Genomic DNA, 21,208 nt, shown 5'->3' with positions numbered 1-21,208 from the left:
CCTTCTTATGTCTATTTCAATATATTTAGGGCAGCTAGACTTTCAGCAATTTGAACAGAATTCCACGCTGCCCCCTTCAGTAGATTATCAGAGACAATCCACATATGGAAGCCATTTTTTTGATTTAAATCTTTTCGAATACGACCGACAAAAACATCTGATTTTCCTACAGCATCCACAGGCATTGGATAGACCTGATTTGCCGGATCATCTTTCAGCGTAACACCCGGTGCATTTTTCAAGAGCGCTTTTACATCTTCTACGCTCACATCTTCCTGCCCAATTTCAACGTATACCGATTCAGCGTGACCGGTTTCAATTGGGAGACGCACGCAAGTAGCTGCCACATGAAGCTCAGCATCATGCATAATTTTCTTTGTTTCATTTATCATTTTCATTTCTTCATAAGTAAATCCGTTTTCTTCAAATACATCGATTTGTGGGATGGCATTGAAAGCGATCGGATAGTGCTTTTTATCACCTTTGACCGGTAATATTTGTGGCTCATAGTTTTCACCATTTAGCACCGCTTGAGACTGCTCTTTCATTTCAGTTACGGCATTTGCACCTGCACCTGAAACAGCTTGATAAGTAGAAACAATAATTTTAGAAAGGCCATATGTTTGTTTCAATGGCTCAAGTGCTGCAACCATTTGAATGGTAGAACAGTTTGGGTTTGCAATAATTCCCTTGTGATCATTTAAATCCCCTTCGTTCACCTCTGGTACAACAAGAGGAACCTCAGGATCCATGCGGAATGCGCTTGTATTGTCAACAACGATCGCTCCGTGTTTAACAGCTTCCGGAGCAAGTGCTTTTGATACACTGCCACCTGCACTAAATAAGGCAAGCTGTACCCCTTCAAACGCTTCAGGATTTGCTTCCTTTACCGTTAACTCTTGCCCTTTGAAGGTTACTTTCTTACCAGCTGAACGCGATGATGAAAGGAGCGTTAAGGTCGATATCGGAAAATCTCGTTCCTCTAGTGTTTTGATCATTTGTTGTCCGACTGCCCCTGTTGCTCCAACTACTGCTACATGATAATTTTTCCCGCTCATGACTTATTCTCCTCCCATATTCCATTCAAATCCACCATAACAGAAGGAGAAACCGAGGTTTCTCCCCATTCTTAGTGATTTTATTCTCTATTCTATCATAAACCTATTCTAAAGAAAGATAAATCAATTGGTTAATCCAAATACCTTTCGATTAGAACTGGCTGTAGCTGTCTGCCGAGAAGGGCTTTTTCAACTGTTTCTCTTAAAGAAGGCATACGAGCGACTAATGAGTTAGGTTTTTTCACTGGATCGTCCTGACCAAATGGGATAAAATAAATGTTCTTTGTGGACATCAACCTTAAAATATTCGTACCATTTAGTCCAAGTCCGTCATTGGTGGAGATACCTAACACGACAGGTTTCTCATTTCTCAATGTCGCCTTCGCTCCCATAAGGACGGGAGACTCCGTCATAGCGTTGGCAAATTTACTAATTGAGTTCCCTGTTATGGGGGCAATCACCATGCAATCAAGCGGGGTCTTGGGGCCGAACGGTTCTGCTTTTACAATTGAATTGACAGCTTCATTTCCAGTAATTTCTTCAATACGTGCAATCCAATCTTCACCTTCACCAAAACGCGTATTTGTGTTCATAACCGTATGAGAGACAAACGGAGTCACTTTCGCACCTAATTGAACAAGTTCTTCGATTTGAGGTACAACGGCATCATACGTACAGTGAGAGCCAGTTAAGCCGAATCCAATGTGTTTTCCTTTCAAACTCATGGCGTGTTCTCCTTTCCTTTCTGAGACCGTTCAATTAATAACTGTGTCAGAACATTCGCGATAATTTTACCAGCTGTTTTAGGAGCTACAATTCCAGGGAGTCCTGGTGCCAGAAGGGCTTTAATTCCTCTTTTTTCGGCATAACGAAAATCAGTACCACCCGGTTTTGAAGCTAAATCAATGACAAGCGTATGACTCGGCATTTTAGCGATCACCTGTGATGTGACGATTTGTGCTGGGATGGTGTTAATACAAACGTCTAGATTAGAAACGTGATTGGCGAGGTCAGATAAATGAAATGGTTTTAATCCCATTTCCGTTATCCTTGCAAGATGTTCTGGCTTTCTAGCTCCTACGCTTACATTCGCGCCAAGCGCATCAAAGGTTCTAGCAACAGACATCCCGACACGACCGAGACCTAGCACAGCGATATTTGATTGATGGATGGTAATGTCTGTATGTTGGATAACCATCATGACCGTTCCTTCAACTGTCGGAATGGAATTATAAATAGCTATATCATCTCGTTCAAATAGTCGAATCAATGTTCTGGATGCCTCTGATACCATACCATTTAAACAGCTGTTACTGATTCCACTATAGATCGTACAATGCACTGGAGTTTGTTTTAATTGATCGGCTGTTAACACAACTTTTTCGTTTGAAAAAATGGTATCAACTTCTCCTTCAATCGTTGTACCGCTAACTGGAAGGACAATTGCATCAAGGGTATTTAGGTTAACTTCATCTAACGTGCATTTTGTTGCACCGGTAAAACCATGATCTAGCTGATCAAAACCGATTAAATACAAATTTGCATTTAGTTCAGTCAGCTTTCGAATAATTTCAAGCTGGCGGGCATCACCGCCAATGACAGCGATATGTTGATTCGTTAGCATCGTTCCTCCCCTTTCCTTTTCCACGTCTTACTACGGGGATTATTGTAATTTCTCAACATTCTATGTGGTGTATGCCCGCTTGGTGAATCATGTTGGGTACCCGTTTTATTCCTTCTTATGATTTTGAAGAATGATCATATCGCGACCGATGGTTTCAATGTGATCCCACGGAATTGAGACCTCTTGTTCCTTTCGCTTTAACCCCATCCAAGAAGATTTTGGAATGATTAACTCTTTTAATACGCCTGTCTTCTCATCAAACAAAAGATCAGTCTGTCCTAATACGCCAAGCTTACGCCCTTTTTCAATATCAATCAGTTCCTTTCCGCTAAGCTGACTTAATCGCATAATAGGTCCTCCTTCATATACAGGTTGATAATCTTAGTCTATGAGAGATCCTTTCTTGGAAGACATGAAAAAACCCGCCTCATTCAGGCGGGTTTTTGTCTTATGACCTCATACCACTTGGCAATTTGCCATTTGGGCTAATAAGGGAACATGAAAATTCATCTGTGAACATGGATTGAATCATTTCGTTTACTTTTTCATGATTCACGCTTTCAATGTTTGTAATGATATCATCCAGCGAGCGATGCTGGTTTAATAGCAATTCATTCTTTCCATTTCGACTCATACGACTGTTTGTGCTTTCAAGACTGAGCATTAAATTTCCTTTTAGCTGCTCTTTACAGTTCATTAATTCTTTCGAAGTGATCCCATCCCGCTTAAAGTCTTGAAGGGTCTTTTGAATCGTTTCATATAAACGGTCAAGTTGATTCTGAGCTGTGCCTGCATAAATCGTAAGTAAACCGCTATCTTGATAAGCAGAATGGTAGGAGAACACCGAATAAGCAAGACCTTGATCTTCGCGAACGTCCTGGAAGAGACGGCTACTCATGCTTCCCCCAAGCACATTGTTCATCACAATTAAGCTGTAAATATCCTCTGTTCCAAACGGCAATCCAGCATAACCCAGGCATAAGTGGGCCTGCTCCGTTTCTTTTTGTCGGGCGATTTGCCCAGAATGGAACGTTGGTGCCTCTACTTCAGGTTTTCCAGCAGGGGTTTCCCAATGCTCAAATGCCGCTTCGACTTTTTGCATAAAGGACTCATCTATATTTCCAGCAATGGATACCACAATATTGTCAGGAGTGTAGTGCGTTTGCATGTACTGACGAAGCGTATCTCCAGAAAAATCTTTTAATGTCTCTTCTGTTCCAAGTATTGGCATCGCCAGCTCATGATCACCATAGCTTGCTTGACTGAGCATATCGTGAACAATATCATCTGGTGTATCTTCATACATTTTAATTTCTTCGTGCACAACGTTCTTCTCTTTCGCAAGCTCTCCTGCTTCAAATGTTGACTGGAAAAACATATCCGTTAACACATCAAGCGCATAATCTGCATGCTCATCAAGAACCTTTGCGTAATAACACGTATATTCTTTTGATGTAAACGCATTAACTTGACCGCCAATGCTATCAAACGATTCAGCAATTTCTTTAGCACTACGCTTCTCTGTCCCTTTAAAAAACATATGTTCAAGAAAATGCGATACGCCGTTTAACTCTTTAGGCTCAAAACGTGAACCGGTTCCAATCCAAATTCCAATCGCAACCGATCGAACTGTTGGGATATTTTCTAACACTACTCTTACACCGTTTTTACACGTTACTTTATTTATCAAGCTTGTTCCTCCTGTATCGAACCATTATGTTTCGTAATACTCCAAAATCACTATATCATTAATGTAGAATTGACACAATTCTATCACCTTTTCTCTACTCGCTTCGAATCTAATACCTGTGAAACGGTACCTAACTGAAACCCTCTTTTTTCAACTCCACGAATGAGCGCTTCTAAACTTTTTTCAGTTGGTTCAGTCGGATGCATCAAAATAAGCGCTCCAGCATGCACATTTTGCAACACCTTTGCTGTTAAGGCTTGTGGGGCAGGCTTTTTCCAATCTACAGTATCGACTGACCATAACACCGTTTGCATGCCAAGCTCATCAGCAATCTGAACAGCATTGTTAGCATAGCTCCCACTTGGAGGGGCAAAAACAACGGGCTTTTTATCCAACGTTGCTTCAATGACTTGATTTGTATCTTCAAGCTCTTTCCGAATGGCAGCATCACTTAACTGTTTCAAGTCGGGATGGGAGTATGCATGATTTCCAATCTCATGCCCTTCTTCATCAAGCATACGTACCATATCAGGATTTTTCTTTGCCCACGAGCCATCGAGAAAAAAGGTTGCATGTACGTTATACTTTTTTAACTGCTGTAGCATGTTAGGTAAATATTCTTCCCCCCATGCCACGTTAATCATAAAGGCTACCATAGGCTTGTTCGGATTTCCTTTGTAGACGGCAGTCGGCTCAAGATCATCTAACTGAATCTCTGGTTCAACTTCTTTTCGCACAAGCATATCTTCATCAAAGGCTTTCCCTTTCATTTTCGCATATGATTCTTCTGCATCTACAACGACTCCATTATACCCAGGGATCCCTTTCCATACACGGTCAATGACTGCATTTGCAGGAGGAATATCCGTTCGTTCCTTTGCTTGTAAAATTTCTTCATATAAAGGGCTACCATTCACGCTAATTGCTGCTTGTTCTTTTAAATCAGTCAAATACATGGATGTGTAGGGGTTCTGAAGTGAACCTGCTGCTACGCCTAAGATCATAATAAACACAATGAATTGTACCCAGGATTTCTTCATTCATCTGCCCCCTTTTGTAAAAAAATATGTTGATGGGGCAAGCTCTAGAACCATGATCACTTGAATCAAAATTTTGAAGCGTGGTCACTACTCGATCGAAATAAAAAAAGAATCCGGCCTCAGCCGAATTCCTTAGCTCTTTTGACTTTGTTCTTCACGTTCACGCTGTTCTTTTAAAATCTCTTTGCGTGAAAGGTTAACGCGACCCTGCTTATCGATTTCTTTTACTTTAACCATAATTTCATCACCGATTGAGACAACATCTTCTACTTTGTTTGTGCGCTCTTCAGCTAGTTCAGAAATATGAACGAGGCCCTCTTTACCAGCAAATAGCTCAACGAATGCGCCAAATTTCTCTACACGTTTCACTTTACCTAGGTAAGTTGTGCCAACTTCAACTTCTCGAACAAGATCTTCAATGATTTTCTTCGCTTTTGCGTTCATTTCTTGCTCAGTAGAAGAAATGAAGATTGAACCGTCCTGCTCAATATCAATTTTTACGCCAGTTTCTTCAATAATCTTATTGATAATTTTACCGCTTGGTCCAATTACATCGCGAATTTTATCTGGTTTAATTGACATCGTAAGGATCTTCGGTGCATAAGCTGAAAGCTCTGTACGCGGTTCGTTGATCGCGCTCATCATATTTTCTAGAATGGCAAGACGACCATTTTTCGCCTGTTCAAGAGCCTGACGAAGAATGTCTTCATTAATTCCAGAAATTTTTATATCCATTTGAAGAGCTGTTACACCTTGCTTTGTTCCAGCTACTTTAAAGTCCATATCACCAAGGGCATCTTCCATACCTTGAATGTCAGTTAGAACTGTTACATCTTCGCCATCACTAACAAGTCCCATAGCAATACCTGCAACTGGAGCTTTAATCGGTACACCTGCATCCATCATCGCAAGCGTACTTGCACAGATACTTGCTTGAGAAGTGGAACCATTCGATTCAAGTACTTCTGATACAAGTCGAATCGTATACGGGAAGTCTTTCTCTGACGGGATCACTTGTTCAAGAGCACGTTCCCCAAGGGCACCATGACCAATTTCACGACGACCTGGTCCACGCATTGGTCCTGTTTCACCGACACTGAATTTAGGGAAGTTATAGTGATGCATGAATCGCTTCGATTCTTCTGTCCCAAGGCCATCAAGGATCTGAACGTCCCCAAGTGCTCCAAGTGTACAAATGCTAAGCGCTTGAGTTTGTCCACGAGTGAACAATCCTGAGCCGTGTGTTCTTGAAAGAATGCCAACTTCTGAATCTAGCGGGCGAATTTCATCAACGCCTCGTCCGTCTGGTCTTACTTTATCTTTCAAAATTAAGCGACGAACTTCTTGTTTTACGAAGCTATTCAAAATAGACTTCACTTCTTCAGCGCTATAGTCTTCACTTTCATCATAAGCTTCCGTTGCACGCGTCATAACAGCATCAATTGCTTCCTGTCTCGCATGCTTCTCAATGACTTTTACAGCTTCTTTAATATCAGTAAGGTACTGCTCACTAAGCTTCGCTTCAAGCGTTTCGTCCGCTTGTTGTAGCACAACTTCACGCTTTTCTTTTCCAACAGCTTCAATGATTTCTTCCTGGAATGAAATCAGACGCTTGATTTCCTGGTGTCCAAAAAGAATCCCTTCAAGCATTGTTTCTTCGGGAACTTCTTCAGCGCCAGCTTCAACCATATTGATGGCATCTTTCGTACCGGCTACTGTTAAGTGAATATCGCTTTGTTCAAGCTGATCCAAGTTAGGATTCACAATGAATTTTCCATCAACACGTCCAACGAGTACACCTGCAATTGGACCATCGAATGGAAGATCACTAATTCCAAGTGCTAGAGATGAACCGAACATTGCTGCCATCTCAGAAGAACAGTTCTGATCTACGCTCATGACTGTGCTCACGACTTGAACTTCGTTACGGAAACCATCTGGGAATAAAGGTCGAATCGGGCGGTCAATTAAACGACTCGCAAGAATTGCCTTCTCACTCGGTCGGCCTTCACGCTTGATGAAGCCTCCAGGAATCTTACCTACTGCATATAATCGTTCTTCATAGTTAACCGTTAGTGGGAAAAACGGAAGGTCTTTCGGTTCCTTAGAACCTGTAACCGTTGCTAGTACAGCTGTATCGCCGTAGCGTATCAAAGCTGCACCGCTCGCCTGTTTGGCCAGCTGACCAATCTCAACTGACAATTCGCGACCAGCCCAATCAATTGAAAACACTTGCTTTTCTTGTGCCATTAATGTGAGAACTCCTCTCATCCAATAAAATCATTTCTTTTATTATACCCTAACCTTTTTGCTTCTAAAAAGAAAGGAAGAAATCTATGTATTTTTAACCTAATAAAAAAGCGGGAAATATCCCGCTTTTCTGAATCATTATCGACGTAGACCAAGTTCTTTGATAAGTTCGCGGTAACGAGTAACGTCCTTGTTACGAAGATACGTTAAAAGATTACGGCGTTTACCAACCATCTTAAGAAGACCGCGACGAGAGTGGTGGTCTTTCTTGTGGAAACGTAGATGATCGTTCAAATTGTTGATTTCCTCAGTAAGAACAGCGATTTGAACCTCTGGAGAACCAGTATCATTCTCGTGAGTTTTGAACTTAGTGATAAGCTCTTGTTTACGTTCTTGTGTGATTGCCATCCGTTTCACCTCCTTAATTTCTAATCCCCTGATACCGCGCAAACGTCGGTGACTCGATTGCCCAGTATAGGTTGTGTACTTGTCGTACAGATAATAGATTACAGGTTTTTGTTCTAAAATGCAAGAGAAATCTATTTCAAGATTTTCTTTGCATCTTTCGCATCTTGACCAATTTGAGCAATGAGATCATCAACAGAAGAGAATTTAACTTCACCTCGGATTTTTTGATGAAATTCGACCTCAACCTTCTCACCATATATATCACCGCTAAAATCAAATACGTGTACTTCAAGTGACGGCTGGTCTGGCTTTTCTTCATAAAACGTTGGTTTATAACCTACGTTACAGACACCTTTCATCCACTCATTTTTCACGCGCATCCGAACAGCATAGACCCCTGTAGCTGGAACAAGGTAGTCATCTTTGAGGTCCACGTTTGCAGTCGGAAAACCAATTGTACGACCACGCTGATCTCCCTCGACTACGGTTCCTTTTACGACATAACGACGACCCAGAACGGCTTTAACGTTCTCCACTGCACCATTACGGATATAAGAGCGTATAAGAGTTGAACTAACTTTTTCATCCTGCTGTGAAACTTTCTCAATAACAGTTTGATCAAACTGATTTCGCGCATGGAAAGGAAGTGAATCCATCGTACCTCTTCCTTTGCTTCCATATGTATAATCAAACCCAGCGACAACGTGGACGACAGATAAAGCAATAAGATAATCGTCAACAAACTGTTGAGGGGTGATGCCAGCAATGGTTTGGTCAAATTTCACAATATAGAGAACATCTATTCCCATACCTTCAATAAGATCGATTTTATCATCAAGCGGCGTAATGGCTTTTGTTTGCGGAGTGGACTTTCCTAAAACGACTGAAGGGTGAGGGTAGAACGTCATTACTGCTGACTCGACGCCTTTCTCATCTGCAATCTTCTTTGCAGTCGTAATCACTTTCTGATGACCACGGTGAATGCCATCAAAATAACCAAGCGCCATGACTGTAGGATGCTCCGCTTTCAATTGATGTGGATGCGATAAATAAATAGTCTTCAACGGTTTCACCTTCTTACTTCATCTCGAAAATACTTTCTCAGGCTTCATCAAGCCGGGTTTCTCTGGATGTTTTTGATAGATTGCAATTGCTTCTCCGCTATGATTGTACATAACAAGTCGATCACCTGTCATCTCATCGACTTGAGGAAGAACAGCTCCATTTTGGAGTTTTGCTTCAAGCTCAGGTGTTACTGTTAATGATGGCATAGTAGAAAGAGCATATTCCATTGGAAATAGACAGAGCGTTTCTTCTTCTATCATCTGTTTTATCTGATCAAATGTCAAACATTCTTCTAGTTTAAATGGGCCAGAAGCCGTTCGAATCAAAAAAGACATATGAGCTGGGTAGCCAAGGTGCTCACCAATGTCAACCGCAAGTGTTCGGATATAAGTTCCCTTACTGCAAGTGACACGTACAGGAATTGAAACAGTTCCATCATCTTCACTTACCTCACCAATTCGATCAAGCTCGTGAATGGTTACTTGACGAGATGGTCGTTCTACAACTTCCCCTTTAAATGCATACTCATATAGTTTTTTCCCATTTATTTTAACAGCTGAATACATAGGCGGAACTTGCTCAATGGTTCCTCTGAATGCAGCTAGTGCTTCTTCAATTTCGTGCTCGGAAGGTATTTTCTCTACCTTCTTTTCCTCCACCTTATCTCCAGAAGCATCTTCCGTTGTCGTTGAAAAACCAAGTTTAATCACGGCTTCGTACGTTTTCGAAAAATCCGTCATATATTGAGCTACTTTTGTGGCTCTTCCAATACATAGCGGTAAAACACCTGTAACGTCAGGATCAAGCGTACCCGTATGACCAACTTTTTTTGTATGCAAAAGCTTTCTAGTCACGGCCACACAATCGTGAGAAGTCATTCCCGCCGGTTTTTTTAAAGGTAATATTCCGTTCATTCTCTTCCTCCTTTCAGTCTGACGACATAGAGAAAGGATAGACATTCCTGCCTATCCCTTCATTTCTACTCATCCGCTTGATTTAAATCTGCAAGAAGTCGTTCAATTTTGTTACCATAATCGATCGATTCATCAAATTCAAAATAAATTTCCGGTGTTTTACGAAGACGGATACGCTTCCCGATTTCAGAACGGATAAAACCAGTTGCTTTCGCAAGGCCGTTAAGGGTCGCTTCTTTCTTTTCTTCGTCACCAAGGACAGTAATAAATACCGTTGCTTGCTGTAGATCATTCGTAACTTCTACTGCTGTTACTGTAACGAAACCTACGCGCGGGTCTTTAATCTTCCTGCTGATTATATCACCAAGTTCTTTCTTCATCTGTTCACCAACACGATTTGCGCGAACATTACTCATCGTTACACCTCGTTTCTTTCCTAAAGCCACTCATAAGTTGCTCGAGTGAGTTCGATATCAGGACGTGAATCAATCAATGAAATGGCACGCTGTAGCTCACGCTCACATGCCGTTTTGCTCGAAGCCGTTGTGACTATACCGATGACAGTACGTTGCCATAAGTCCTGACTATCGAGCTCAGAAATAGCAAGGTTGTTGTGCTTCAGACGGCTTATGACCGACTGAAGCACAGCTCTTTTTTCCTTCAAGGATTGCGCATCATAAATGATGCATTCACATTCGACGTATCCAATCACTTAGGCTTTACTTCCTCCATGATAAAGGCTTCAATAATGTCGCCTTCTTTTACATCATTAAATTTCGCAAGTGTAATACCACATTCGTATCCTTTTGCCACTTCTTTTGCGTCATCTTTAAAGCGTTTCAACGTATCCACTTCGCCTTCAAAGACCACAATGCCGTCGCGAATCACACGAACGCCAGAATTACGTGTAATTTTACCTTCAGTTACGTAAGAACCAGCAATTGTACCTACTTTAGAAACTTTAAACGTTTCACGTACTTCTGCTTGACCAATCACTTTCTCTTCATAAACTGGATCAAGCATTCCTTTCATAGCCGATTCGATTTCTTCAATCGCTGTATAAATCACACGATGCAAGCGAATTTCTACTTGCTCAGAATCAGCCACTTTCTTCGCATTTGAATCAGGACGTACGTTAAATCCAATAATGATCGCATTAGAAGCAGAAGCAAGAATAATATCTGATTCTGTAATCGCACCAACAGCTGTATGAATAATGTTGATCTTCACACCTTCTACTTCAATCTTCTGAAGTGAGCCAGCAAGTGCTTCAACAGAACCCTGTACATCAGCTTTCACGATAACATTGATATCTTTCACATCGCCTTGCTGAATCTTTTCAAATAAATCATCCAGATTCATTTTTGAAGATTCTTTACGCTGAGCTTCAATTTGCTGCTGATTACGCGCTTCCCCAACTTGACGGGCTGTTTTCTCGTCTTCAAAGGCTACAAAACGATCTCCCGCATTAGGAACGTCACTTAATCCAGTTACCTCCACAGGAGTAGAAGGTGCAGCAGTTTCAACACGTTTACCGAGATCGTTGACCATAGCACGGACACGTCCAAACGTATTACCTACTACGACAGGATCGCCAACTTTAAGTGTACCTTCTTGAACAAGAAGCGTTGCAACCGGTCCGCGTCCTTTATCAAGCTGAGCTTCGATTACAGTACCAGTAGCAAGCTTATCTGGATTTGCTTTAAATTCTTCTACTTCAGAAATCAAAAGAATCGTCTCAAGAAGATTGTCAATTCCTTCACGCTTAATAGCAGAAAGATTAACGAAAATTGTATCGCCACCCCATGCTTCAGAAACAAGTTCATACTCAGTTAGTTCCTGCATGACGCGATCAGGATTTGCTCCTTCTTTATCCATCTTATTAACTGCAACGATAATTGGAACTTCTGCTGCTTTTGCGTGGTTAATGGCTTCTACTGTTTGTGGCATAACGCCGTCATCCGCTGCAACAACAAGAACCGTAATATCCGTTACTTTCGCTCCACGTGCGCGCATTGTTGTAAATGCTGCGTGTCCAGGAGTATCAAGGAACGTGATTTTCTTATTATTCTCTTCAATCTGGTATGCACCAATGTGCTGTGTAATACCGCCTGCTTCACCCTGCGTTACTTTTGTATCGCGAATTCCGTCAAGTAGTGTTGTTTTACCGTGGTCAACGTGACCCATGATCGTTACAACAGCAGGACGCTCAACTAGCTTACCTTCTTCGTCTTCACTAGTGTAATTATCAAGATCTGTTACTTCGAACAGCTCTTCTTCTTCAACTTTCACGCCGTAATCGTCACAAATGAGCTCCATTGTGTCCTTGTCTAGTTCCTGGTTGATTGTTGCCATTACACCAAGACCCATTAGCTTTTTAATAAGTTCAGAAGCATCTTTACCTAGCTTTTCAGCCAATTGGCCAACTGTAAGTGAACCAATAAACGTTACTTTAGAAGGCAATCTTCTTGGAGCGGCCGTGTTTTTAGGCGGTTGTCCTTTTCCACGTCGATTTGGACGACGTCCACCACGGCGATTATTTGGTGCGCTTTTACTATTCTTTTGATTTGCATTTGCTTTTGGGTTGTTTCGATTGTTTTTATTTTCCATACTGTTTTTGTCGCTTCCCTTTTTGGATTGTTTCGAATTGTTATTAAGCTTATCTATTGCCTGATCGTCAATCACAGACATATGATTGTTTACCGTAATATTCATGCTTTTTAACTTTTCGATAACATCCTTACTAGTAGTATTATGTTCTTTTGCATATTCATGAATTCGCATCTTACTCATACGATCACCCCCGAGTTATTGATCGAGCATTGCGTGTAGCTTTTTCGCAAACCCTGCATCAGTAACGGCTATCGTGACTCGTTGAACTTTTCCTATCGCATGGCCAAGTTCATAGCGCCCTGTTACAAAACATACTGGGACTTTATAAGTAGTTGCTTTATCCGTGATTTTCTTTCTCGTGTTGTCAGATGCGTCATTCGCAACTAGAACAAGTCTGGCGCTCTTGCGCTGAATTTCCTTCACCACAAGCTCTTCTCCTGATACGACTTTGCCAGCGCGCTGAGCCAGTCCTAAAAGTGACTCCCAATTCTTATTGTTCATTTATTTTGACCGCGATTCTGCGAGGTCAGCATAAATATCTTCTGTCACTTCTGCTTTAAGATGAGCCGCTAAAGAATTACGCTTCTTAGCAAGAGTGAAGCACTCTTCTTTATTGCAAAGGTAAGCGCCTCGTCCATTCTTTTTACCCGTTTGGTCAATTGATATAACCCCTTCAGGTGAACGAACAATTCGAACAAGCTCTTTTTTTGGCTTCATTTCTTGACAGGCGACACATTTTCGCATCGGAATTTTACGTTTTTGCACGATGGACACCTCTCCCGATCTTGCTTAATCTAGATCTGAATCTTCCGCGTCGTTCTCTTCAAAAAGAGGAGCTTCATCAGCACTATAAATGCCGAGCTCTTCCGCTTCAGATTGACTCTTAATGTCAATTTTCCATCCCGTTAGCTTAGCTGCTAGTCGCGCATTTTGACCGCGCTTCCCGATCGCAAGAGAGAGCTGGTAGTCTGGAACGATAACCTGAGTCATCTTATTTTCTTCATCAACATTCACTTTAAGTACTTTAGAAGGGCTTAACGCATTAGCTACGTACTCGACGATATCTTCAGACCAGCTAACGATATCGATTTTCTCGCCTTTTAGCTCATTTACAATCGCTTGAACACGTTGTCCACGCTGCCCTACACAAGAGCCAACCGGATCCACTTCAGGATCTTCTGCGTGAACCGCAATCTTAGAACGATCGCCGGCTTCACGTGAAATGGACTTCACTTCTACTGTGCCGTCAAAAATTTCTGGCACTTCAAGTTCAAATAAACGCTTAAGAAGACCAGGATGAGTTCTTGAAACCATCACCTGTGGCCCTTTGGTTGTTTTTTCAACTTTCGTTACATATACCTTAATACGATCATGAGAATGATACGTTTCGTTAGGCATTTGTTCACCTGCAGGGAGAAGTGCTTCAATTCGTCCGAGGTCAACATAAATAAAACGATGATCCTGACGCTGAACAATTCCAGTCATGATATCGTCTTCGCGTTCAATAAATTCGCTAAATATGATCCCACGCTCAGCTTCACGGACACGCTGAGTAACGACTTGCTTTGCTGTTTGAGCTGCAATACGACCGAAATTACGAGGCGTCACTTCGATTTCCACGATATCTTCTAGTTCATATTGACGATCAATGTCTTTCGCGTCTTCTAGTGAAATCTCAAGGCGAGAATCTTCCACTTCTTCAACAACATCTTTTCGAGCAAATACGCGGATCGAACCGGTGTCCTGATTAAAGTCCACTCTTACATTTTGTGCCTGGTGGAAGTTTCGCTTATATGCGGAAATAAGGGCTGCTTCAATCGCCTCAACGATAATATCCTTGCTGATGCCCTTTTCTTTTTCAAGAATGGTTAGCGCATCTAATAACTCACTACTCTTCATTTTTCATTCTCCCCTTTAATTAAAAAACAACCGCAAGCCTTGCGCTTGCTACTTTTTCATAAGGTAATTCTACCTTTTTCACTCTCGTTTTCACTCGCTGTTCAATCACAACCGTTTCACCATTAAATTCAGAGAGCTTACCTTCGAAGCTTTTCTCTCCGTCTATTGGCTCGTAAGTAGTCATATAGACTTGCTTCCCTACCGCTTTTTCAAAGTCCGTCTTTTTCTTCAACGGACGTTCAGCACCCGGAGAGGAAACTTCTAGGAAATAAGGTTGTGTAATTGGATCATGTTTATCAAGCTGTTCACTTAGCTTTTCGCTAATTGTCCCGCACTCCTCAATATCAACACCCCGAGGAGAATCGACATAGACACGGAGAAACCAATTCTTGCCTTCCTGCGTGAATTCTATATCTACAAGTTCCAGGTTCATTTCATCTACTATTGGTTTTACTAGTTCTTCAGTAACCGTAATCACATTTTCGTTCATTGGTTGTCCTCCTTTCTGATCCTGTACAGCAGGGTCCCAATCGAAAACGAAAGAGTGGGATAGCCCCACTCTTCCGTCGCGTGTGTATTCACTAGTATTTCCACAATTACTATACCATACTCATATAACCAATTCAACAGAGAAGCGAAGGCGCTTCTTTAGAACAAGCTTAGCTGGTTCGCATCTGGTAGACCTTCAAGACATCCATGGTCATCTAAATACTCAAGGACGGTCTTTGAAATCTTACTTCGCTGTTGTAAATCTTCTTTTGAAAGAAACTCGCCAGCTTCTTTCGCATTTTCAATATTAATCGCCGCATTCGTTCCAACACCTGGTAGAGAGTTAAATGGAGGTATCAGTGAATCCCCATCAACGACAAATTCAGCGGCTTTCGATCGATAGAGATCAACTTTCTGCATCCGCAGTCCGCGCTCTGACATTTCGAGCGCAATCTCCATCACGGTTAAGAGGTTTTTCTCCTTCGGTGACGCATCAAGTCCCTTTTCGTTAATCTCTTCGATTTTCGCTCGAATCGCATTCGAACCTTTTGCCATTGTATCGATATCAAAATCATCTGCTCTTACCGTTAAATAAGCCGCATAGAATAAAATCGGATGATGCACTTTGAAATAAGCAATCCGAACAGCCATTAAGACGTAGGCAGCTGCGTGGGCTTTCGGGAACATATACTTGATTTTCAAACAAGAATCAATGTACCAGTCAGGCACGTCATGCTTTTTCATTTCCGCTACCCATTCTTCTTGTAGCCCTTTCCCTTTACGCACAAACTCCATGATTTTAAACGCAAGGGAGGGATCAAGACCTTTATAAATCAAGTAAACCATAATGTCATCACGACAACCAATCACTTCACTCAAGTTACATGTTCCAGCCTGGATGAGCTCCTGCGCATTTCCTAACCATACATCAGTACCATGCGATAGACCTGAAATCTGTACAAGTTCAGAGAAGGTGCTTGGTTTCGTATCTTCAAGCATTTGACGAACAAAACGGGTTCCGAATTCTGGAATACCGTAAGTTCCTGTTTTACACATAATCTGATCTTGTGTAACGCCAAGTGACTCGGTTCCGCTGAAGAGCTTCATAACTTCAGCATCATCAGTCGGAATGGTTTTTGGATCAATCCCACTTAAATCTTGAAGCATCCGAATAACCGTTGGATCATCGTGTCCAAGAATATCAAGCTTTAGTAGATTATCGTGGATAGAATGGAAATCAAAATGCGTTGTTTTCCAAGCCGACGTTTTATCATCAGCAGGGAATTGAATTGGTGAGAAATCATAAATATCCATATAGTCTGGCACAACGATTATCCCACCCGGATGCTGACCGGAAGTCCGTTTCACGCCCGTACAACCTGATACAAGCCGATCAATCTCAGCTCCGCGATAGTGAAGATCATGGTCGCCCATGTACCCTTTTACATACCCATACGCCGTTTTCTCAGCAACCGTACCAATTGTTCCTGCTCGGAACACGTTATCTTCCCCGAACAGTTCCTTCGTGTAGTTATGAGCACGAGGCTGATATTCACCTGAGAAGTTTAGATCAATATCGGGCACCTTATCTCCTTTAAAACCAAGGAACGTTTCAAATGGAATGTCGTGACCATCTTTTGTAAGAGGGATATTGCAATCTTCACAGTTTTTATCAGGAAGATCGAATCCAGAGCCTACTGATCCATCATCAAAGAACTGTGATTTCTTACAAGAAGGACAGACGTAATGCGGCGGCAATGGGTTCACTTCCGTAATTTCTGTCATTGTCGCAACAAAAGAAGACCCTACTGAACCACGAGATCCTACTAGATAGCCGTCGTTTAGCGATTTTTTTACAAGCTTATGAGAGATCAGATAAATAACAGCGAATCCGTGACCGATAATACTCTTTAGTTCTTTTTCAAGTCTTTCTTCCACAATAGTAGGAAGCTCATCGCCATATATACTTCTAGCCATCCCATAGCTCATTTGACGCATTTCTTCATCAGCGCCTTCAATTCGCGGTGTGAATAGATCGTCTTTAATTGGTTTTATATCATCGATTAAATCGGCCACTACCTGAGGCTTCTGAACGACGATCTCCTTCGCTTTTTCTGCGCCAAGGAAATGAAAGCAATCGAGCATCTCGTTCGTCGTTCTAAAGTGAACTTGTGGCAGTGTTTGGCGATTTAACGGGTTACCCGCCTGGGCTTTAATTAAAATTTTTCGATAGATATGATCTTCAGGCTCAAGATAATGTACATTACCAGTCGCTACAACGGGTTTATTCAACTTCTCACCAAGCTTAACGATTTTACCGATAATCTCTCTTAAAGCCATTTCGTCCTGAACAAGTTCTTTCTCAATTAAATGCATGTAATTTTGAGGAGGTTGCACTTCTAGGTAATCATAGAACTTTGCGATGTCCTCTACTTCTTCAGGAGACTTCTGCATCATTCCTTCAAAAACTTCACCTTTATCGCATCCGGAACCAATCAGTAGGCCTTCTCGGTACTTCTCAAGCTTTGATCGTGGAATTCTAGCCGTTCGATAAAAATAATCAATATGCGATAAAGAAACGAGTTTAAATAAGTTCTTTAAGCCAACGTCATTTTTCGCCAAAATAATGGTATGAGATGGACGCGTGCGCTGAAAACCGGTTTGACCCATATTGTCATTTAGCATGTTGTGATTCGTGATCTCTCGCTCAAGCGCATCTTTCACTAACTTCCACAATAAATAGCCTGTTGCTTCCGCATCATAAATCGCTCGGTGATGTTGTGTTAAGTCAATATCAAACTTTTTACAAAGCGTATTTAAACGGTGATTTCGCATTTCTGGATAAAGAAAACGTGCCAATTCGAGCGTATCAATGACCGGATTAGTCGCTTCTCCTAAACCGACATTACGCAAGCCCACATTTAAAAATCCCATATCAAAGCTAGCATTATGGGCAACGAGAATATCATCCCCCATAAATTCATGAAAATCTTTAATAACATCTTCAATTTCAGGTGCATTCATGACCATATCGTCGGTAATTCCCGTGAGTTCAATGGTTGTGGACGATAGCGGGTGATGTGGATTCGCAAACCGCTCAAATTTATCTACAATTTCTCCATCTTTCAATTTCACTGCGGCCAGCTCAATAATTTTATTGTAAACAGCTGAAAGCCCGGTTGTTTCAACGTCAAAAACGATGTAAGTGCCCGTTTCAAGATCGCGGTCGGCTTCATTATAAGCCATCGGTACACCATCATCGACAAGATCAGCTTCAAGACCATAAATCACTTTTACGCCATGCTTTTGACCAGCAGCGTAAGCATCAGGAAATGATTGAACAACATTATGATCTGTAATGGCAATCGCTGGATGTCCCCATTTAGCTGCCTGGGAGATTAGTCCACCAGCTGTGCTTACCGCGTCCATTTGACTCATTTGCGTATGAGCATGCAGTTCAATCCGTTTTTCATCTTCAGGCGCTTCGTCCTGTCGCAATTCTGGTTTGATTTCCGTTAGATCATTCCCGATCATGACAAGATCACGGACGAACGTATCGTTTTGAATGCCACCGCGTACCTTTACCCAAATGCCTTTTCGAACAGCTTCTAAGATTGGGACATCTTCTTTATCTCGAGAGAACATTTTTACGAGAATCGAATCAGTGTAATCTGTTATTTTAAAGGTTAATAATGTGCGACCACTTCTAAGTTCCTTTGTTTCAGCGTGAAAGACGTACCCCTGAACAGCAATTCGACGCTCTTCATCCTGAATCGTTTCAATCGGTACAGGATCTTCTTTAATTTTGTACCCAATAACAAGGGAATCCGGTACATTCTTGCTTGAAGATTTATCTGCCTTTTCTTTTTCAATCAACGCTTCCATCATTTTTGACTGATCTTCCTGCTGCTTTTGTTCAACAAACTTCTGATAATCTTGCTCAGACGCCTTCACTTCTACTTCAAGCATGTATTTCGGAAAGCCAGCATTTGTGTAACAGTCTGCTAGTGGCGCTGATAACTTTCTTCTGGCAATCGCCGCCTCTGTTTCATTACGTACTGTAACAATCAGCTTGTTTCCACTTATTTTCGGCGTTTGACTTTTTAAGACATTCGTTAATGACGCAGAATGGTCCTGCATCAACTCCACAACATTTTCCCAATAGGCCATTGCAAGGTCTTCATTACCACCTGAATCCGTTGCAATGCTATAGGTAACCTCGGCAATGTGTTTTAATCCGTCTTGTAAACGACTTCTAAATAACTCGTAAACATGAAAAGGAAGAACATCAGAAAAGTGAAAATCAAAATGCCACTTTCTTGTTTCTTTATATACCGTTAACTTTGAGATGTAACCATCCTTGAAATAGTCAACGAATTTATCCGGAACCGATATTTGTTGAAGGAGCAGCTGAAGACGTTCTTTCCGTATGTTTAAATCCTGGTCCATTCCATTCTTCCTCCTTCTTAAAATATGAAGAGGTAGCGAAAAAAAAGGTGGAAGGTACCACTGGCACCTATCCACAGTTTTAGTTCATTTGTGTTAAAAGCTGCTGGATTGTCTCGTTCAGGTCATTCATTGAAACTTCCATAGACTCACCAGTATCTCTTCGCTTTACTTCGACTATCTCTTCGTTCGCTTTCTTCCCAACAATCACTCGGATCGGAAGTCCGATAAGGTCGGCATCTTTAAACTTAACACCCGCGCGCTCTTTTCGATCGTCATAAAGGACATCGTAACGCTGATCACGTAGAGAATCATAGAGGCGATCAGATAAAGCGGTTTGTTCGTCATCTTTCACGTTAATCGTAATTAAGTGAACATGAAACGGAGTGACAGCAAGTGGCCATCTTAGTCCATTGTCATCTGCGTTTTGTTCTGCAATCGCCGCAAGTGTTCTTGAGACGCCAATGCCGTAGCAACCCATAATCATCGGTTTCGCTTTCCCACCTTCATCAAGGTAAGTAGCTCCCATGGTTTCACTATATTTCGTACCGAGTTTAAAGACCTGTCCAATTTCAATGCCTTCTGCAAATACAATCGATCCGTTCCCATCAGGAGATGGATCTCCTTCTTGAATAAAGCGAAGGTCTTCATAACGTTCGATATTAAGGTCACGGTCTGGATTCACATTTTGATAAGCATGCTTACCGGTTAATGAACCATTTACAATCGAACGAACAGCATGATCGGCCATCATCTTTCCACCAAATGTTTTTACATCTACTTCTTCATTTATGACTTCCACCAAATCGGTGCCAAAAAGATTTTTGACCTTGATGTCATTTAATTCATGATCCCCTCTTACTAAGACAAGAATGGTTTCCTCTTGTACTTTAAGTAGCGTTGCATGAATTTGGCGATCTGCTGAAGCCTCACCTTTCCCTTCAGCTAAAGGCGCTTCTGCCTCATCTGATTTCTCATAAGTAACGTGAACTTCTGCCATTTCAATATTGGCAGCATAATCAGAAGAGTCACTGTAGGCAATCGTATCTTCCCCAACGCTAGAAAGGGCCATAAATTCTTCTGTATCTTTACCGCCCATGGCGCCTGAATCTGCTACAACTGGTCGGAAGTTTAAACCAAGCGTTGTAAAGATACGGCTATATGCGCTATGCATCGTTTGATAAGCCTCATCAAGCTGTTCATCGGAAGAATGGAAAGAGTATGCATCTTTCATAATGAACTCTCTTCCTCGTAACAATCCAAAACGCGGACGACGCTCGTCGCGATACTTTGTTTGGATCTGGTAGAGCGTGACCGGTAGCTGTTTGTACGATTTTAGCTCATCGCGTACAAGACTAGTAATTAATTCCTCGTGTGTTGCACCTAGCGCAAACGGTCTACCATGACGGTCTTTTAGTCGCATTAATTCAGGTCCGTACACATCCCAACGTCCTGTTTCTTGCCACAATTCCGCCGGCTGAATAGCTGGCATTAAAAGCTCCTGTGCCCCAACACCATCAAGCTCTTTTCGGATCACTTCTTCAATTTTCATTAATACTTTTTTCCCTAGTGGAAGGTATGAATAAATCCCAGACGCATTTTGACGCATAAAACCCGCTCGGACAAGAAGCTGATGACTTTTAATTTCCGCATCAGCTGGATTGTCACGAAGGGTTGGATTAAAGTATTTTGATTGTTTCATTCCTGCACCT

The 21,208-nt window shown here is 41.7% G+C and carries 19 protein-coding genes; all 19 read right to left on the bottom strand.

Annotated features, from left to right (window positions below):
• Nucleotides 1–11: 11 nt before the first annotated feature.
• The 19 genes from asd to PQ511_RS02770 all read right to left on the bottom strand — a co-directional run bounded on the left by asd (nt 12) and on the right by PQ511_RS02770 (nt 21,198).
• A complete protein-coding gene (gene asd, locus PQ511_RS02860; RefSeq protein WP_273850415.1) occupies nt 12–1,058 on the bottom strand; it encodes an aspartate-semialdehyde dehydrogenase in 1,047 nt (348 codons plus the stop codon).
• A 131-nt stretch (nt 1,059–1,189) separates the two neighbouring features.
• On the bottom strand, nt 1,190–1,783 hold the full coding sequence (locus PQ511_RS02855; protein WP_273850413.1) for a dipicolinate synthase subunit B: 594 nt from the start codon (nt 1,781–1,783) through the stop codon (nt 1,190–1,192).
• Entirely contained in the window at nt 1,780–2,682 is a 903-nt protein-coding gene (dpaA, locus tag PQ511_RS02850; RefSeq protein ID WP_273850412.1) for a dipicolinic acid synthetase subunit A, read from the bottom strand. The genes PQ511_RS02855 and dpaA overlap by 4 nt, the downstream gene beginning before the upstream one ends.
• A gap of 105 nt (nt 2,683–2,787) precedes the next feature.
• The gene (locus tag PQ511_RS02845; RefSeq protein WP_273850411.1) at nt 2,788–3,030 is read right to left on the bottom strand and encodes a YlmC/YmxH family sporulation protein; all 243 of its coding nucleotides are present in this window, start codon (nt 3,028–3,030) and stop codon (nt 2,788–2,790) included.
• A gap of 100 nt (nt 3,031–3,130) precedes the next feature.
• A complete protein-coding gene (locus tag PQ511_RS02840; protein WP_273850410.1) occupies nt 3,131–4,372 on the bottom strand; it encodes a M16 family metallopeptidase in 1,242 nt (413 codons plus the stop codon).
• An 83-nt stretch (nt 4,373–4,455) separates the two neighbouring features.
• The gene (locus PQ511_RS02835) at nt 4,456–5,412 is read right to left on the bottom strand and encodes a polysaccharide deacetylase family protein (protein WP_273850409.1); all 957 of its coding nucleotides are present in this window, start codon (nt 5,410–5,412) and stop codon (nt 4,456–4,458) included.
• A gap of 132 nt (nt 5,413–5,544) precedes the next feature.
• Nucleotides 5,545–7,662 carry a polyribonucleotide nucleotidyltransferase gene (pnp, locus tag PQ511_RS02830; RefSeq protein WP_273850408.1) on the bottom strand — a complete coding sequence of 706 codons (2,118 nt, stop codon included), beginning with the start codon at nt 7,660–7,662 and terminating at the stop codon, nt 5,545–5,547.
• Nucleotides 7,663–7,800: 138 nt separating this feature from the next.
• Nucleotides 7,801–8,070 (bottom strand): 30S ribosomal protein S15, encoded by a 270-nt coding sequence (gene rpsO / locus PQ511_RS02825; protein WP_048309782.1) that lies wholly within the window; start codon nt 8,068–8,070, stop codon nt 7,801–7,803.
• Between the two features lie 131 nt (nt 8,071–8,201).
• A complete protein-coding gene (gene ribF / locus PQ511_RS02820) occupies nt 8,202–9,134 on the bottom strand; it encodes a bifunctional riboflavin kinase/FAD synthetase (RefSeq protein WP_273850407.1) in 933 nt (310 codons plus the stop codon).
• 18 nt (nt 9,135–9,152) lie between these two features.
• A complete protein-coding gene (gene truB, locus PQ511_RS02815) occupies nt 9,153–10,049 on the bottom strand; it encodes a tRNA pseudouridine(55) synthase TruB (protein WP_273850406.1) in 897 nt (298 codons plus the stop codon).
• 65 nt (nt 10,050–10,114) lie between these two features.
• Nucleotides 10,115–10,465 carry a 30S ribosome-binding factor RbfA gene (rbfA, locus tag PQ511_RS02810; RefSeq protein ID WP_098443391.1) on the bottom strand — a complete coding sequence of 117 codons (351 nt, stop codon included), beginning with the start codon at nt 10,463–10,465 and terminating at the stop codon, nt 10,115–10,117.
• A 20-nt stretch (nt 10,466–10,485) separates the two neighbouring features.
• Nucleotides 10,486–10,761 carry a DUF503 domain-containing protein gene (locus PQ511_RS02805; RefSeq protein ID WP_273850405.1) on the bottom strand — a complete coding sequence of 92 codons (276 nt, stop codon included), beginning with the start codon at nt 10,759–10,761 and terminating at the stop codon, nt 10,486–10,488.
• Complete coding sequence (infB, locus tag PQ511_RS02800; RefSeq protein ID WP_273850404.1) at nt 10,758–12,842, bottom strand: translation initiation factor IF-2; 2,085 nt, start codon at nt 12,840–12,842, stop codon at nt 10,758–10,760. Before infB ends, PQ511_RS02805 begins: the two co-directional genes overlap by 4 nt.
• 15 nt (nt 12,843–12,857) lie before the next feature.
• A complete protein-coding gene (locus PQ511_RS02795; RefSeq protein ID WP_273850402.1) occupies nt 12,858–13,163 on the bottom strand; it encodes a YlxQ family RNA-binding protein in 306 nt (101 codons plus the stop codon).
• Nucleotides 13,164–13,427: an RNase P modulator RnpM gene (rnpM, locus tag PQ511_RS02790; protein WP_273850401.1), complete on the bottom strand. Its 264-nt coding sequence runs from the start codon at nt 13,425–13,427 to the stop codon at nt 13,164–13,166.
• Nucleotides 13,428–13,451: 24 nt separating this feature from the next.
• A complete protein-coding gene (gene nusA, locus PQ511_RS02785; protein WP_159782372.1) occupies nt 13,452–14,561 on the bottom strand; it encodes a transcription termination factor NusA in 1,110 nt (369 codons plus the stop codon).
• Between the two features lie 19 nt (nt 14,562–14,580).
• Nucleotides 14,581–15,051: a ribosome maturation factor RimP gene (gene rimP, locus PQ511_RS02780; protein WP_273850400.1), complete on the bottom strand. Its 471-nt coding sequence runs from the start codon at nt 15,049–15,051 to the stop codon at nt 14,581–14,583.
• 158 nt (nt 15,052–15,209) lie between these two features.
• A complete protein-coding gene (locus tag PQ511_RS02775) occupies nt 15,210–19,499 on the bottom strand; it encodes a PolC-type DNA polymerase III (RefSeq protein WP_273850399.1) in 4,290 nt (1,429 codons plus the stop codon).
• Between the two features lie 79 nt (nt 19,500–19,578).
• Entirely contained in the window at nt 19,579–21,198 is a 1,620-nt protein-coding gene (locus PQ511_RS02770) for a proline--tRNA ligase (protein WP_273850398.1), read from the bottom strand.
• Nucleotides 21,199–21,208: the final 10 nt, after the last annotated feature.

The sequence above is a fragment of the Guptibacillus spartinae genome, from assembly GCF_028610625.1.
Classification (GTDB): Bacteria; Bacillota; Bacilli; order Bacillales; family Guptibacillaceae; genus Guptibacillus; species Guptibacillus spartinae.
The sequence above is the reverse complement of the archived record's forward strand: the minus strand, read 5'-3'. Positions and strand labels throughout refer to the sequence as shown.